The organism is Ruegeria sp. HKCCD6426, from assembly GCF_057221115.1.
This window is the reverse complement of record NZ_JBWVBF010000002.1, coordinates 651,241-665,688: the sequence shown is the minus strand read 5'-3', so window position 1 is coordinate 665,688 and position 14,448 is coordinate 651,241. Positions and strand designations below refer to the sequence as shown.

The 14,448-nt window shown below is 57.9% G+C and carries 15 protein-coding genes; 3 read left to right on the top strand and 12 right to left on the bottom strand.

What is annotated here, in order from left to right; translation table 11 throughout:
* Positions 1-6: 6 nt before the first annotated feature.
* The 5 genes from AC2TDA_RS07960 to AC2TDA_RS07940 form a co-directional block, all read right to left on the bottom strand.
* On the bottom strand, positions 7-1,626 hold the full coding sequence (locus tag AC2TDA_RS07960) for an ABC transporter ATP-binding protein (RefSeq protein WP_480877475.1): 1,620 nt from the start codon (positions 1,624-1,626) through the stop codon (positions 7-9).
* Positions 1,623-2,438, bottom strand: coding sequence for an ABC transporter permease (locus AC2TDA_RS07955; RefSeq protein ID WP_480877477.1), 816 nt, complete (start codon positions 2,436-2,438; stop codon positions 1,623-1,625). The genes AC2TDA_RS07960 and AC2TDA_RS07955 overlap by 4 nt, the downstream gene beginning before the upstream one ends.
* Positions 2,435-3,382 carry an ABC transporter permease gene (locus AC2TDA_RS07950; RefSeq protein ID WP_480877479.1) on the bottom strand — a complete coding sequence of 316 codons (948 nt, stop codon included), beginning with the start codon at positions 3,380-3,382 and terminating at the stop codon, positions 2,435-2,437. Before AC2TDA_RS07950 ends, AC2TDA_RS07955 begins: the two co-directional genes overlap by 4 nt.
* 40 nt (positions 3,383-3,422) lie before the next feature.
* Positions 3,423-4,493 carry a ligand-gated ion channel gene (locus AC2TDA_RS07945; protein ID WP_480845260.1) on the bottom strand — a complete coding sequence of 357 codons (1,071 nt, stop codon included), beginning with the start codon at positions 4,491-4,493 and terminating at the stop codon, positions 3,423-3,425.
* Between the two features lie 63 nt (positions 4,494-4,556).
* The gene (locus tag AC2TDA_RS07940; RefSeq protein ID WP_480877481.1) at positions 4,557-6,044 is read right to left on the bottom strand and encodes an ABC transporter substrate-binding protein; all 1,488 of its coding nucleotides are present in this window, start codon (positions 6,042-6,044) and stop codon (positions 4,557-4,559) included.
* A 170-nt stretch (positions 6,045-6,214) separates the two neighbouring features.
* Between AC2TDA_RS07940 and panB the strand changes: the two genes are divergently transcribed.
* The 3 genes from panB to glpK all read left to right on the top strand — a co-directional run bounded on the left by panB (position 6,215) and on the right by glpK (position 9,451).
* Positions 6,215-7,054: a 3-methyl-2-oxobutanoate hydroxymethyltransferase gene (gene panB / locus AC2TDA_RS07935; RefSeq protein WP_480877483.1), complete on the top strand. Its 840-nt coding sequence runs from the start codon at positions 6,215-6,217 to the stop codon at positions 7,052-7,054.
* Positions 7,051-7,902: a pantoate--beta-alanine ligase gene (gene panC, locus AC2TDA_RS07930; RefSeq protein WP_480877485.1), complete on the top strand. Its 852-nt coding sequence runs from the start codon at positions 7,051-7,053 to the stop codon at positions 7,900-7,902. Before panB ends, panC begins: the two co-directional genes overlap by 4 nt.
* Before the next feature lie 70 nt (positions 7,903-7,972).
* Complete coding sequence (glpK, locus tag AC2TDA_RS07925; protein ID WP_480877487.1) at positions 7,973-9,451, top strand: glycerol kinase GlpK; 1,479 nt, start codon at positions 7,973-7,975, stop codon at positions 9,449-9,451.
* Here glpK and smpB read toward each other — a convergent pair.
* The 7 genes from smpB to AC2TDA_RS07890 form a co-directional block, all read right to left on the bottom strand.
* Positions 9,448-9,924, bottom strand: coding sequence for an SsrA-binding protein SmpB (smpB, locus tag AC2TDA_RS07920; RefSeq protein WP_480845254.1), 477 nt, complete (start codon positions 9,922-9,924; stop codon positions 9,448-9,450). The two genes, glpK and smpB, sit on opposite strands and share 4 nt — an antisense overlap.
* Positions 9,925-9,982: 58 nt before the next feature.
* Entirely contained in the window at positions 9,983-10,525 is a 543-nt protein-coding gene (gene idi / locus AC2TDA_RS07915; RefSeq protein ID WP_480845252.1) for an isopentenyl-diphosphate Delta-isomerase, read from the bottom strand.
* 157 nt (positions 10,526-10,682) lie between these two features.
* Positions 10,683-11,096 (bottom strand): c-type cytochrome, encoded by a 414-nt coding sequence (locus tag AC2TDA_RS07910; protein ID WP_480845251.1) that lies wholly within the window; start codon positions 11,094-11,096, stop codon positions 10,683-10,685.
* Positions 11,097-11,209: 113 nt separating this feature from the next.
* Entirely contained in the window at positions 11,210-12,226 is a 1,017-nt protein-coding gene (locus AC2TDA_RS07905) for a P1 family peptidase (RefSeq protein ID WP_480877489.1), read from the bottom strand.
* A gap of 29 nt (positions 12,227-12,255) precedes the next feature.
* On the bottom strand, positions 12,256-13,002 hold the full coding sequence (locus AC2TDA_RS07900; RefSeq protein WP_480877491.1) for an SDR family oxidoreductase: 747 nt from the start codon (positions 13,000-13,002) through the stop codon (positions 12,256-12,258).
* 60 nt (positions 13,003-13,062) lie between these two features.
* A complete protein-coding gene (arfB, locus tag AC2TDA_RS07895; protein WP_480877493.1) occupies positions 13,063-13,482 on the bottom strand; it encodes an alternative ribosome rescue aminoacyl-tRNA hydrolase ArfB in 420 nt (139 codons plus the stop codon).
* Positions 13,483-13,745: 263 nt separating this feature from the next.
* Positions 13,746-14,390 carry a queuosine precursor transporter gene (locus tag AC2TDA_RS07890; protein ID WP_480845246.1) on the bottom strand — a complete coding sequence of 215 codons (645 nt, stop codon included), beginning with the start codon at positions 14,388-14,390 and terminating at the stop codon, positions 13,746-13,748.
* Between the last annotated feature and the right edge of the window lie 58 nt (positions 14,391-14,448).

Genomic DNA, 14,448 nt, shown 5'->3' with positions numbered 1-14,448 from the left:
TCCTGTTCAGGCTCTAACATAGGGATTTGGCGGTATTTCTTGGCTGACATCAGGCAAGGTTGGCGCCGCTTCGATCAGTTTTTGGGTATAGGGATGAATTGGGTTCGCAAAGACCTGTTCGGTTTCGCCTTGTTCCACAATCTTGCCCGCCTGCATCACCATAACGCGATCGGTGATTGTGCGTACGACACTCAGATCATGGCTGATGAACAGATAGGTCAGATCATAAGCTTCACAGAGTTCAGCCAGAAGGTCCAATATCTGCGCCCGGACCGAGACATCGAGTGCAGAGACCGCTTCGTCAAACAGAATCAGTTCCGGCCGGATCATCAGTGCGCGCGCGATGGCGATACGCTGACGCTGACCACCTGAAAACTCGTGGATGTATTTCCCCGCGTCATCCGGGTTGAGACCAACGGCCGTCAGCGTTTCTGCTATGCGGTCCTGACGTTCTGAACCAACCGGAGCGGTCTCCAACAAGTGGAACGGCTCGGTAATCAGGCGGGCAACGCGATGTCGAGGGTTAAAGCTGCCGAACGGATCCTGAAACACCACCTGCATCTTGCGGCGCACGGCAAGGTTGGGCTTGTGACCAGTGTACACGGACTTCCCGTCCAACAGAATTTTGCCACCTTGCACTTCCTCTAATCCCAGAATCGCCCTAGTTAGGGTCGATTTCCCGCACCCAGACTCGCCAACCAAACCCAATCGTTCGCCCCGGTTCAGGGTAAAACTGACCTGATCCACAGCGCGGTGATGATCTGGCGCAGCAAACAGGCGCTTGCGTGGCAAGCGGTAGTCACGGACAACATCAGCGACCTCAAGCAAAGGACGCGGGTTCAATGTCTCGGGCAGCGAGACCTGATGGCTGGACGCTTCAAACAACATTCGGGTGTAGGGGTGTTGCATATGCCGCAGCAGATGGTCGGTCGCACCTGATTCAACAACCTCGCCGTGACGCATGACGACGATCTGATCTGCCATGTCTGCCACAACTGCCAGATCGTGAGTAATCATCAGCAAGCCCATACCATATTCACGAACCAGCCCCTTCAGCAGGTTCAGGATTTGAGCCTGTGTTGTCACGTCCAAGGCCGTGGTCGGCTCATCCGCGATCAGCAGCCGTGGGCGCAAAGCAATGGCCATCGCGATCACGACACGCTGGCGTTGACCGCCGGATAGTTCATGAGGGTAGCGGGACAGCGGGAACTTGTGGGGGGGCATGCCGACCCGGGTCAGAACCTCCTGCGCGCGCAAACGCGCCTCGGGCGGCGGCATGGCTTTATGAATCAGGATGGTTTCGGTTACCTGATCCCCTATCGTCTTGACCGGGTTCAGGGCGGTCATCGGCTCTTGGAACACCATCCCGATCGACGCACCGCGCAGAGCACACATCTGTGATTCAGAACAGTCCAGCAAGTTGATGCCATCCAACAAAATGGCTCCGCAAGGCTCTGCTCCGCTTGGTAACAGCTGCATGACAGCCAGCGCGGTCATCGACTTGCCCGACCCACTTTCCCCGGTCACAGCGGCGATCTGCCCCGGTTCAATCGCCAGGCTGACCCGTTTGAGAATTGGCGCCCCGTGAATCGTCAGCGAAAGGTTATCGATCTGCAGCAAACTCATGCGCGGGCCACCCTGATGCGCGGGTCCAGCCAGTCTCGCAGACCATCTCCCAACAGGTTCAGGCCCAGCACTGTCACGATGATGGCTAAACCCGGAATCAGAGCCAAATGCGGGGCAAAACTGACCATTGTCTGCGCGTCGGCCAACATTCGACCCCAGCTAGGCGTCGGGGGTTGCGCACCTAGGCCCACATAGGAAAGGCCAGCTTCGGCCAGGATTCCCAGCGAAAACTGAATCGTTCCCTGTACGATCAGCAGGTTTGCCACATTGGGCAGGATGTGCTCTGCCGATATCCGCGCCGCTCCCTTACCCGCGACACGGGCGGCAAGAATGTATTCACGCTCCCACAATGACAGCGCTGCGCCGCGGGTGATGCGGGCGAAGACAGGGATGTTGAAAATACCGATGGCGATGATGGCGTTGATCGCGCCAGCACCGAAGACCGCTGTAATCAGGATAGCGATAACCAGCGAAGGGAAAGCGAAAACCAGATCGTTGCCGCGCATAATTACCTCGTCCACCCAGGAGCCCTTACGCGCTGCCGCGGCCAGACCCAACGGCACGCCCAGCGCCATACCGATCCCGACAGCGACCAGAGCAACCGCAATCGACGTCCGCGCACCCACCATGATCATCGAAAACATATCGCGCCCGAAATGATCCGTTCCGAACCAGTGCTGCGCGTTGGGTGGTTGCAACTTGGCCGGGATGTTGAGCGCGGCATAGTCATAGGGCGTCCAGACAAACGACACCAATGCAGCCAGCAGAACCAGCGAAGACAGGCACGCGCCAAGGATCAGGTTACGGCTCATGTCCTGCTCCTTAGCCTGGGATCAACTGCGGCATAGGCCAGATCGACCAGAAAATTAACGGTGATGACGGCAAAGACAAGCAGCATGACGACCGACTCGACCACGATCAAGTCGCGGGCAGAAATGGCCTGAAACACCAACCGCCCAAGGCCGGGCAGGTAGAACACCTGCTCGATGATGATCGAGCCCGCCAACAGGAAGGAAAACTGCAACCCGATGATAGTCAGAACCGGGATCAACGCATTGCGTACCCCGTGCCGCCAGAGCGCCTGTCGGCGGTTGAGACCCTTGGCACGGGCGGTACGCATGAAATCCTCGCCCAGTATATCCAGCAGGGCCGACCGCATGACACGCGCCAGAATGGCGGCTTGCGGCAGGGCCAGCGCGATGGCTGGCAAGGTCAGAGAGTGCAGCCCGGTCCAGATCCCCGTTTCCCAGCCGGAAAAGCCGCCAGCATTGAACCAGCGCAGGTTGATGGCAAAGATCAGCACCAACATCATGGCAAACCAGAAATTCGGGACTGCGATGCCCAGCTGCGTCGCGCCCATAACCGCCAGATCCCCCGGTTTGCCGCGGCGGGCGGCAGCGTAGATCCCGGCTGGGAAGGCGATCAGAGTCGATAGAGTCAACGCGTAAAGTGCGAGCGGCAAAGATACCCACAAGCGGTCGGCGATCATCTGCGACACCGGTGTGCGATAGGTATAAGAAGTGCCAAAATCTCCAACCATCATCCCGCCAACCCAGTTGAAGTATCGCTGCATTTTGGAGACATCCAATCCGAGCTCGGCCCTCAACGCCGCCAGAGTATCCGCCTGCGCATTTACACCCAGCATGAACGACGCCGGATCACCCGGAGCAACTTCTATAACTGCAAAGATTACCACCGAAGCGACAATCAGGCTGATCACCAGCGATATCAGGCGTTTGAGGGCATAGCGGAGCATGGTTCAGACGTTAGGCGCACATACCGCGCGGGTCCAGCATCTAAGGCACCAGAAGATAGGCAAAAACCGCGTACCCGACGATTGCGGCGTACCCCAGTGGGTAAATCCACTTGATCGCGTAATTGTCCAATAGTCTGGCCGCTCCTTCGCGCCCGGATACCTTGAGCTTGCGCAGGGCGACATTGAAAACAATCAGTGCCCCCGTCATCAGAAACATGCATTGCAGGATGAAATCCAGAAACGTCAGATAGCCCAGTTTCGGTAGATCGGCGGAGATCGCCCAGTTAAACGCCACGAAAACCAGCAGGTTGCCCCCTGCGATTTCGATACGCCTCCGGTATTCATCAAGGAAAAACAGCGCCCAGCCGACCGTTATCAGAACCAGCATCGGCAGAAACACCCGAATAACGTAATAGGTCAGGTGGCGGTTACCGTCGAAGATCAGGGCAACTTGATCACTTTCCCGGCCTGACAAGCCGACAACACTGGAAGCTTCTACCCGAGCATTGTCCAGAATCCACTCTTCCTCGCCCAGCAGATCGCCAAGGCCCGAGAATTCATCCAGCGGGTAATAGGACACGTAGTCGGATGGGAAGATCGACACGACGTCAAAATGGAACTCCTGCGTATCGAAAGGGTACTTACGAAAATCAAAATGCGGTGCCTGCAATGTCAGCGAAGATTTCTCGACATACACAACTTTCCCGTTAGACCGCAGAGAAGCCGCAGATTCATGAATCCACTTATTCGATTGCTGATTGTGGATGACGAAAGCAGGCAGCACAGTGCCGATTTCAGCGGCGTGATCCGCAAGCGCTGGTGGGTTGAAGACCTTGATGTCACGCCCCAGCTCTTGCGCGTCAAACGCCAGTGCAGGGTCGGTCCATTCGACCCGCAGCACAACAACGGCACCGTAGTTTTCAGCCTTTTGGTCAACGCTGGTGATCTGGTCGATCTTTATGCCTATGCCAACGTCCAGGGGGTTCTCTGGGGTCCCAACCAATGCGTCCAATCGGCTGTCGAGAACGTTCTGGGCTGCTGTCTGCCCAACAGATACGAAAGTCAGGCAAACTGTGAAAACAAACAGAATAAGGACACGGAACACGGTCATAACCAAGCTTACACTAAAACGGGAACTGGCCGGGGCCGCAGGCTGCGGCCCCGACTTTTTTTGTTATTCGGACCAGCTGATTGCTGTCAGGTCTATTGCCGCGGTGGGCGCGTTTTCCCAAAGACCCTGAACGCCCGCCTTAGCCACGCCTAATTTGGCCAGCTGAAATAGGTATCCGTTGACGTAATCGGACGAGATCAACCGCTGTGCTTCGCCCAGCAGTCTGGACCGTTCCTCAGGGTCTGTTGTGGAATTCAGAGTATCCATCAGAGCCTGAAAATCAGTGCTGTCATATTGAAAATAATAGTCAGGCCGCGCATAGATGCCGATATCCATCGGTTCGGTATGGCTGACGATGGTCAGGCCGAAATCCTTGCCCTTGAACACCGATTCCAGCCATTGCGCCCATTCGACATTGATGATCTCGGCCTTGATGCCGACATCGGCCAGTTGAGCCGCGATGATCTCTCCTCCACGGCGCGCGTAAGAAGGCGGCGGCAGGTGCAGCGTGGTTTCGAAACCTTCGGCAAACCCGGCTTCGGCCAATAACGCACGGGCCTTTTCAGGATCGTAGGCGGACTGCCCGGTCAGATCGACATAGGCCGGGTTGTGCGGAGCGAAATGCGTACCAATCGGGGTGCCGTATCCGAACATGGCGCCGTCGATGATCGCCTGCCGATCAATCGCATGGGCCACTGCCTGACGAACAAGGATGTCGTCGAACGGGGCCTGCTTGTTGTTGGTTGACAGGATCGTCTCACCTTCGGTGGACCCGACGAGCACCTGAAAACGAGGATCGGCCTCGAACTGAGGCAGGTTTTCCGGTGCGGGAAAATTGTCGAACACGTCAATATCCTCGGCCATCATTGCGGCAAAGGCGGCGGTAGGGTCAGAAATGAACTTGAACGTTGCCGTCTCTAGCGCGGGTTGATCACCCCAATAGTCCGGGTTGCGGTTCAGAGTAATGCTGTCGCCCTGAACCCAATTGCCAAAGGTAAAAGCGCCTGTTCCAACCGGGTTGGTCTTGATATTATCGATGCTCTCGGAGGCGACGATAACTGCGTCCCCCCAGGCCATGTTGAACAGGAAATTTCCGTTAGGCTCGGACAGGGTCACTTTGACAGTCAGCGGATCGACAGCTTCGACACTCTGGATTCCCGCGAACAGAGCTTTCTGAGCGTTGGCGCTATCTTCCGCTATGGCGCGATCTAGACTGAACTTGACGTCCTCGGCATCCATGGTGGTGCCATCATGGAAAGTCACACCGTCACGCAGCTTGAAGGTATAGACGGTGCCATCTTCAGATATTTCCCAGCTTTCAGCCAACCCCGGAACAACTGAACCATCGCCCATGAATCGGGTCAGGCCTTCGAAAATGTTGGTGTAGACCACCGAATCGATGGCCTGTGCGGCCGCGCTGGTCGGGTCCAAATGTGGCGGCTCGAGTTGCATCGCAATCGTAATGTCGGATTTGGCCAAAGCCTGCGATGCGAACAGACTTGCGCCAAGCGCCAGTGCGGATGCAAAGGGCCGAAACACCTGCATTGTCATGAAAAACTCTCCCTTATTGAAATTACGCGCCGGCTGTTTTGCAGGCTTTTCTCGTACCAATGTCCCTTTAAACCTTGGGTCATTCAAGGAAATGTTCGCGCAACCGGGGTTTCTATGGCCGGTCGCAATCTGCTATGCCGCACTGCAACATGGACCCCGCAGGAGCGAGTATGAGCGCCACCGCCCGCAAAAAAGCCCCGAACGCCGAGGATATCCGCGCCCGAAAAGGCACTGAACCTCTGGTCAGTCTGACCGCTTACACGACACCGATGGCACGGGTGATGGACGCTCATTGCGATTTCGTATTGGTGGGCGACAGTGTCGGCATGGTGCTGCATGGCATGACGTCGACCCTGGGCGTGACTATGGAAATGATGATTATGCACGGTCAGGCTGTAGCACGCGGTCTGGACAAGGCGATGATGGTTATCGACATGCCCTTCGCCAGCTATGAACACGACGCCTCGGGCGCTTTCCGAAATGCAGCCCGGCTGATGTCGGAAACCGGCGCAGGTGCCGTCAAGCTGGAAGGCGGGGTCGAAATGGCAGAGACGATCCGTTTTCTGGTCAAGCGCGGCATCCCGGTAATGGCGCATATCGGGCTGACGCCGCAATCGATCAACACTTTGGGTGGCTATAAGGTTCAGGGCCGCGACGAGCAGGCCGAGGCTGTGATGGCGGATGCTCGCGCCGTGACTGAGGCCGGCGCGTTTTCGGTCGTATTGGAAAAGGTCCCGCAGGTTCTGGCCGACCGCATTACCGCCGAGGTCGCGATTCCGACCATCGGTATCGGTGCCTCGGCTGGATGCGACGGGCAAATTTTGGTCGTGGACGACATGCTGGGCTTTTTCACCGCATTCAAACCAAAATTTGTCAAACGTTATGCCGATCTGGGCCTGCAGGCGGAAGCAGCTATCGCCGAATATGCAACCGAGGTTCGCGCCCGCAATTTCCCGGCAGACGAGCATGTCTTTGCGGATCAGGCCCCGGCCAAGGGACGTAAAACATGACCGCACCGATCCTACGGCGCCTGGCCGATCTGCGTGCGCTTACTTCTCAATGGCATCGCAAGGATGCGGTGATCGGCGTTGTGCCGACGATGGGCGCTTTGCATCAAGGGCATCTGTCACTGGTCGAGGCTGCCAAGGCGAATTGCGATCGCGTGATCGTCACGATCTTTGTGAATCCCAAGCAGTTCAACAACCCCGAGGATCTTGCCAAGTATCCCCGGACCGAGTTGGACGACGCGGAAAAGCTGACCCCTTACGGCGTGGATGCGATCTATGTTCCCGACCCGGAAGAGATATATCCCGAAGGTTTCTCGACGACAGTTCTCGTCTCTGGCCTGACTGATGTAATGGAAGGGCCATTCCGCCCAGGCCACTTTGACGGAGTGGCCACCGTGGTAGCCAAACTGTTCCTGCAGACCCAGGCTAATCGAGCCTATTTCGGGGAAAAAGACTATCAGCAGCTTCTGGTCGTCCGCCGAATGGCCCGCGATCTCAACATCCCCATCGAAGTGATTGGCTGCCCAACCGTACGTGAACCTTCAGGGCTGGCCATGTCGTCCCGAAATCTTCTCCTGTCACCCGACGGGTTAAAAGTTGCCGCAAAGAAAAGCGAAATCATGCGGGATGTTGCCGCCCGATTGACGGCTGGCGAAGCATTCCCCTTACTGGCGCAAAAGGCCGAGGCCGATTTGATCGCAGTTGGGTTTACCGAAGTCGAATACATCGATCTGCGCTGCGCCGAAACGCTAGAGGCGCTTTCAGCTGCTTCTCGTCCGGCACGGCTGTTTGTCACGGCCTGGGCGGACGGGGTCCGTTTGATTGACAATATACCGGTAACTCCCGCCTGAAATCCGCTCTGGTCCGCGCTCGGCTGTTTGCGCTAAAGTCCTGCAAAACGAAACGAGGAGGAGCGCAGGCATGACCTATGTTTTGGCAATCGATCAAGGCACCACGTCGTCACGCGCCATTCTGTTTGACGCGCAGATGCAGCGCGTTGGAACGGCTCAGCGAGAGTTCCCTCAGCATTTCCCTCAGGAAGGCTGGGTGGAACACGACGTTGAAGACATTTGGGACAGCGTTCTGACCGTCTGCCGCGAGGTGATGGATAACACTGGCGTCTCAGCCCAGCAGATCGCCGGTATCGGCATAACCAACCAGCGCGAAACCACCGTTGTGTGGGATAAGGCGACAGGCAAAGCCATCCACAACGCAATCGTCTGGCAGGATCGCCGTACCGCCGACATCTGTTCGCAATTACGACAAGCCGGATGCGAGGATGACGTGACCGCGCAAACCGGGCTTCTTCTGGATCCCTACTTCTCGGGGACCAAGGTCAAATGGCTGCTGGATACCGTCCCCGGCGCCCGCGAACGCGCCATCACCGGAGAGCTGCTTTTCGGTACCATCGACACGTTCCTGATCTGGCGGCTGACCGAAGGCCGCGTGCACGCCACGGATGCGACCAACGCGGCCCGAACGTTGCTGTATGATATTCACAAAGGCGATTGGAGCGCTGAGATTTGCAATCTGCTCGACATCCCGATGTCTGTGCTACCCCAAGTGCACGATTGCGCGTCTGATTTCGGGCAGACCGGCCTGTTGGGTGGGGCCATCCCAATTCTGGGCGTTGCCGGAGATCAACAGGCCGCGACCATTGGACAGGCCTGTTTCCAACCGGGGATGATGAAATCAACCTATGGCACCGGGTGTTTTGCGCTGCTCAACACAGGCAAACAGCCCGTTCTGTCCAAGAATCGCCTTTTGACCACGATTGCCTATCAACTGGACGGACAGCGCACCTATGCGCTGGAGGGGTCAATTTTTATTGCCGGTGCTGCAGTGCAATGGCTCCGCGATGCGGTGCAAATTATCGACGCGGCCCCGCAGAGCGGCGACTTGGCTGCGCAAGCTGATCCAACACAACACGTTGTGCTGGTACCGGCATTTACGGGGCTCGGCGCGCCCTATTGGAAACCCGATTGCCGGGGCGCCATGTTCGGGCTGACACGGAACTCGGGCCGGGCCGAGATCGCACGGGCCACACTTGAAAGCATCGCGTTCCAAACCCGCGACCTTTGGCACGCCATGCAAGGCGACTGGGGCGCCGAGGCCGATGTCATCCTGCGCGTCGATGGCGGGATGAGCGCATCCGACTGGACCATGCAAGGGCTGTCAAACTGCCTGGGCGCTCCTGTAGACCGACCAGTGATGCAGGAAACCACTGCCCTTGGCGCGGCATGGCTGGCGGGAATGAAGGCCGGCGTCTACCCGGATCAGGCCGGATTTGCCGAAACATGGGAACTGGATCGGAGATTCGAGCCTAACCAAGGCGATAAAGACCGCGACGCCGCCTATGCCCGCTGGCAACGCGCGGTGCAGGCGGCGATGGCGTTTTAACTGTGGTCCTTCATCAGACGCTGCTTTTGCCGTGACCAGTCGCGCTTGGCTTGGGTTTCGCGTTTGTCATGGGTTTTCTTACCCTTGGCGATCCCGATCTTCACCTTGGCCAGGCCCTTGTGGTTGAAATACAAAACCAGCGGCACCAGCGTCATGCCCTTGCGCTGGGTCGCGTTCCAAAGATTCGACAAATCTTTGCGCGACACCAATAGTTTGCGGCGGCGGCGTTCCTCGTGCTTGAACACCTTGGCCTGTTCATAAGGCGCGATATAGCTGTTAACTAGCCAAAGCTCTCCGTTCTCGACCGAGGCGTAGCTGTCGGCAATGTTCGAACCACCCGCACGCAGGGATTTGACCTCGGACCCTTCCAGCACGATGCCGCACTCGAGGTCGTCCTCGATTGCGTAATCGAAGCGGGCGCGCCGGTTCTCGGCGATTACCTTGTAATTCGGATCTGTCTTCTGCTTGGCCATGACGCGAAGATTTAGGCGGCTTGCGTGGCCCTTGCAAGGCAGGGTTTCACCCTGCGCCTCATGTTTTGGCGGAAATGATCAGATCCGGGCCGAAAATCGTGTCGGCGTGGTTGTGCAGATAGATCTTGAGCCACGGCGTGAACCGATCCGGGTGACGCTGAACCTCAGCCAGCAGATCGTGATAGTCGACCCAGCGGATATCCATGACTTCGTCAGGGTTGGGCGTAATCTCCAACGGGCCACGTGCGTGGGCCAGAAACACATCGACCACTTCATTCTCGACCATGCCGTTGCCCACATCTGCGTGGTATTCCAGACGATGCCGGTACTCGGGGTACAGACCCTTGATACCCAGTTCTTCCTGCAGGCGCCGCACAGCGCAGGCAGAAGCGTTTTCGTCCCAGTCGGGATGCGTACAGCACGTGTTCGCCCATAGACCCGGCGTATGGTATTTGCCCAGCGCCCGGCGCTGCATCAGAATTTCGGTCCCCCGCACGACAAAGACCGAGACCGCCTTGTGCTTGAGACCTTTTTCATGTGCTTCAAGTTTGTCGACGGGCGCAAGCTTGCCCTCGACCCAGGCCGGGATCATGATTCCCATCTGTCGTCTCCTGTTGCCGGTGGGGCGGTTCGCACAGGTATTCCACCAGGTACCGGTTTTCCACCAAGGTGGCCCTGATCGATCCCCTGATCAAGCGCACGAAAGGCCGCAGGGGCTGCGGCCTTTTGTACATAATCTCACGGTTTGGCAGTAGGCGTTATTCGCCGGAAACGCTCACGATATAGGCGTAAACGTCTTCGCCACCCTTCTTAAGTTTGAAGGTCATCTTGGATTTGGCTGCGGTGTCGTCCAGATATGTCTTCAGGAACGTTTTAGGATCCTGAGCGTATTCGACAAAAGTGGTTTCGTCCCAAACCAGGCCGTTTTCACCGGCAGCAACGATGCTGTCACCGTATTTAAAGCCTTCCACAGTGCCCGCGGTACGCCCGGCGATTCCATAGAGGTTTGGACCAGTTTTACCGCCTTTGACGATAGCCTCACCCGCAGGGTCGGCGATCATGTGGCAGGACTTGCACTTGTTGAAAGTCTTCTTGCCGGCCTCGGCATCACCTTCGGCATAGGCGGGAACGGCCAACAGGCTGACAAGTGCTGTTGCGAGGATGCGATTCATAGATTTTGCTCCGATACGAATTGGCTGCCCCGAATGGAACTCCGGCGCATGAAAGAGTCAACGCGCAGATTGCCGCGCGAAGGCACTGTGCCACTGCGGCATGTAGCTCGTCCTTAACTTAAGTCATGTACACCGGACCAACACGGCAAAAGATCGCCGGAGGCCGGAGTCGCAAGATACACCGCCCGTGCAATGGCGCGCGACAGGCACAGCGACGCTGCGTGTCCGAGTAGCCCCAGATCAGCCTCAGTCTCAACTTCGCGATCACCTGTGCTGACGCCAAATACCAGATCCCCGTCGCCCGGAGTGTGGGCCGGAACAATCGCTCGTGCGATGCCGTCATGCGCCGCCACGGCCAGACGCTGGCATTGCGGCTTGGTCAAGGCTGCGTCGGTTGCCACGATGGCAATGGTCGTATTGGTCTGTTCCGGGGCAGCCGGCTTCATCGCCGCCGCCTTTCGGCTCGTGTGGATGCGGCCCAATCCAGTGGCCATATCAGGGCCTAACCCTCCGAATTCGCTGCCTTGCTCGAAAGACGCGGCCCAGAAATGTCGGTCGCCCGGTGTGGTAACACTGCCCAGCGGGTTGGCCGCGACCAGCGCCCCAACCGTAACGCCATTGTCCATCACGAACGAGGCCGAGCCCAGTCCGCCCTTGTGCATGGCCGATAGCGCACCGGTGCCTGCACCAGCCGTTCCCAATGCGAAATCCTCTGCCGCATTTTCAAACGCCGCGCGACCAAGCGCGCGATACGGGTTCTCGACCCATTCTTTGTCACCGCCATTTAGCAGGTCAAACAGTATGGCCCCCGGTACAATCGGCACAATCGTGCGGCCGACCGGAAAACCCCGGCCCTTTGCGCGCAATGCATCAGAGACACCGGAACAAGCGTCCAGACCGAAAGCAGACCCGCCAGACATGGCAATTGCATCAATTCGGTTAACAGTCTTGTCCGGCGCCAGCAGATCGGTTTCGCGCGTTCCCGGCGCACCGCCCATCACATGGACTGAAGCTGTGAACGCCTCGTTGGCTGTCAGGACGGTTGTGCCCGATTTCAACACGTCATCCTGCGCGTTGCCGACCTTCAGGCCGGGAACATCAGTGATCAGGTTCTTGGGTCCGGGAGTCATCTTGGTCTCACTGTTAGACGCGTGTCTGGTCAGATACACCGGCCACCGTCGACCTCGAGGGCCGTTCCGGTAATCATGCTGGCCTCGTCCGAGCACAGGAAACAGGCAGCGTTGGCCATGTCTTCCGGCGTCGAAAAACGGCCCAGCGGAATCGTCGACAGAAATTTCGCGCGAATCTCGGGGGTGTCCTCGCCCATGAAGGACTTCAGCAACGGTGTTTCGCCCGCCACCGGACAGATTGCGTTCACCCGTACACCCGAAGGCGCCAATTCCACCGCCATCGTCTTGGTCGCGGTGATCATCCACCCCTTTGAGGCGTTGTACCAGTTGAGGTTCGGGCGCGGTGACAGGCCTGCCGTTGAAGCGACATTCAAAACCGCGCCGGTTCCACGCGATTTCATATGAGGCATCAGGGCACGGGCGGTCAGATAGACGGATTTCATGTTGACGTTGTAGACACGGTCGAAATCTTCCTCGCTGACATCTTCCAGTGGGGTCGGCAGATGGGTCACACCGGCATTGTTCACCAGTATGTCGAGATGCCCGAACCCTCCGATCGCTGCATCCGCCATGGCCTGCACCGAAGTGCCGTCGGCAACGTCGACCTGTTGCGCGATGACCTGAGGGCCAAGTTGCGAGGCCAGGTCACTGGCTGCTTCGCCGTTGATATCGGCAATCATCACACGGGCACCTTCGGTCAGGAACTTCTGTACGATCCCGGCGCCGAATCCGGATGCGCCCCCGGTCACGATTGCGGTTTTTCCCTCTAACCTCATGATCTTGCCCTCTCGCCGCTTTTCGGGGTCAGAGTAGCAACGGATCGGAAAGATACCAGATCAATCTTCGGAGACTTTTCCGCGCAGGGTTTTGACATCAGAACGCGCCTTTTTCGCCGCCAACCGGCGCTTGACCGAACCATAAGTCGGCTTGGTGGCAATACGCCGCTTGGGTTTGACCAATGCACGATTGATCAATTCGGCCAAACGCGTGCGCGCAATTTCGCGGTTGCGCGCCTGCGAGCGGGTCTCATCGCATTGGATGATGATCGCGCCTTCTTTGGTCCAACGACGACCTGCCAACCGTTTCAACCGGGTCTTGACCGGATCGGGCAGCGAAGGTGAGCGCGCCGCCTCGAACCGCAATTCCACTGCGGTTGAAACCTTGTTCACGTTCTGCCCGCCGGGACCGGACGAGCGCATGAAGCTTTCGGTCATTTCCCAGTCCTGCAGGGTGATATCGTCGGAGACGTGTAACATGAGCCGAACCTTACAGGTCGCTTGCAGAAACAAAAAGGGCCGCCCCGGCGGGACGGCCCTTCGAAAGTTCAGGAGGTTGGGTCGGTTAGATCATTCGACCAGCCGGAGCGAGCGCTCCGCCAAGGGCTGCCTCAGCAGGTTTTCCCCCCGGTTGTTCCAACACCTCTCTCCAATCTCTTTCTCGACACTGGATCACCTCCTTTTCTATCTGTTGCGGTTAACTTTGAGCCTGACACAAGATGCGCCAATCTCAAAGCGTTTTTTTACGCAGGCTGCGCTGTCAACCGCGCAACGATCACCTTGAACGGGATCAGCGCGATCAGGGCCAGCGATAATTTCACCAGCCAGTCAGCGAACGCGAGTGTCACCCAAAGCGGTGCCATCGGGCCGGACAGCATGAAGGGAATGGGCTCCCATGCCCAGCTGATCGCGGCATCAGCATTGGCGCCAAAGAACGTGACCGAGGCCGAGAACGCGATGGTAAAAAACAGCGCCGTGTCCAGAGCCGAACCCACCAGCGTCGAGACCAGAGGCGCACGCCACCAGCGGCCGCCGCGCATCGCGTTGAACACGGTGACGTCGGTCATTTGCGCAATCAGGAAAGCGGTGCCCGAGGCTACGGCGATCCGCAGCGGTACGGCGGCATAAGTAAAGCCATCGCCCTGCAGCATGATCTGGCTGCCGATCAGCGAGCAGATGATACCGGTGACAAACCCGGCAAACACGACCTTGCGGGCCGTGGCCACACCATAGACGCGGTTCATGATGTCGGTGACCAGAAAGGCCAGCGGATAGGTGAAAGCACCCCAGGTCAGCAGACCGTCAAGAATCAGGAACTGGACCAGGATGTTCGAGGCCACGACAATGGCGGCCATGGCAATGATGCCGGGGATAAAGCTGCGTTGCATTTTTGATGCCCGTTTTGACAAGGTAGCGGCGACTTGGCCAAGGGTTCATCCCAAGGCA

What these genes read in the sequence shown, in the direction of transcription:
- AC2TDA_RS07960 (WP_480877475.1), bottom strand. Translation starts at nt 1,626, where the DNA reads ATGAGTTTGCTGCAGATCGATAACCTTTCGCTGACGATTCACGGGGCG.
- AC2TDA_RS07955 (WP_480877477.1), bottom strand. Translation starts at nt 2,438, where the DNA reads ATGAGCCGTAACCTGATCCTTGGCGCGTGCCTGTCTTCGCTGGTTCTG.
- AC2TDA_RS07950 (WP_480877479.1), bottom strand. Translation starts at nt 3,382, where the DNA reads ATGCTCCGCTATGCCCTCAAACGCCTGATATCGCTGGTGATCAGCCTG.
- AC2TDA_RS07945 (WP_480845260.1), bottom strand. Translation starts at nt 4,493, where the DNA reads ATGACCGTGTTCCGTGTCCTTATTCTGTTTGTTTTCACAGTTTGCCTG.
- AC2TDA_RS07940 (WP_480877481.1), bottom strand. Translation starts at nt 6,044, where the DNA reads ATGACAATGCAGGTGTTTCGGCCCTTTGCATCCGCACTGGCGCTTGGC.
- panB (WP_480877483.1), top strand. Translation starts at nt 6,215, where the DNA reads ATGAGCGCCACCGCCCGCAAAAAAGCCCCGAACGCCGAGGATATCCGC.
- panC (WP_480877485.1), top strand. Translation starts at nt 7,051, where the DNA reads ATGACCGCACCGATCCTACGGCGCCTGGCCGATCTGCGTGCGCTTACT.
- glpK (WP_480877487.1), top strand. Translation starts at nt 7,973, where the DNA reads ATGACCTATGTTTTGGCAATCGATCAAGGCACCACGTCGTCACGCGCC.
- smpB (WP_480845254.1), bottom strand. Translation starts at nt 9,924, where the DNA reads ATGGCCAAGCAGAAGACAGATCCGAATTACAAGGTAATCGCCGAGAAC.
- idi (WP_480845252.1), bottom strand. Translation starts at nt 10,525, where the DNA reads ATGGGAATCATGATCCCGGCCTGGGTCGAGGGCAAGCTTGCGCCCGTC.
- AC2TDA_RS07910 (WP_480845251.1), bottom strand. Translation starts at nt 11,096, where the DNA reads ATGAATCGCATCCTCGCAACAGCACTTGTCAGCCTGTTGGCCGTTCCC.
- AC2TDA_RS07905 (WP_480877489.1), bottom strand. Translation starts at nt 12,226, where the DNA reads ATGACTCCCGGACCCAAGAACCTGATCACTGATGTTCCCGGCCTGAAG.
- AC2TDA_RS07900 (WP_480877491.1), bottom strand. Translation starts at nt 13,002, where the DNA reads ATGAGGTTAGAGGGAAAAACCGCAATCGTGACCGGGGGCGCATCCGGA.
- arfB (WP_480877493.1), bottom strand. Translation starts at nt 13,482, where the DNA reads ATGTTACACGTCTCCGACGATATCACCCTGCAGGACTGGGAAATGACC.
- AC2TDA_RS07890 (WP_480845246.1), bottom strand. Translation starts at nt 14,390, where the DNA reads ATGCAACGCAGCTTTATCCCCGGCATCATTGCCATGGCCGCCATTGTC.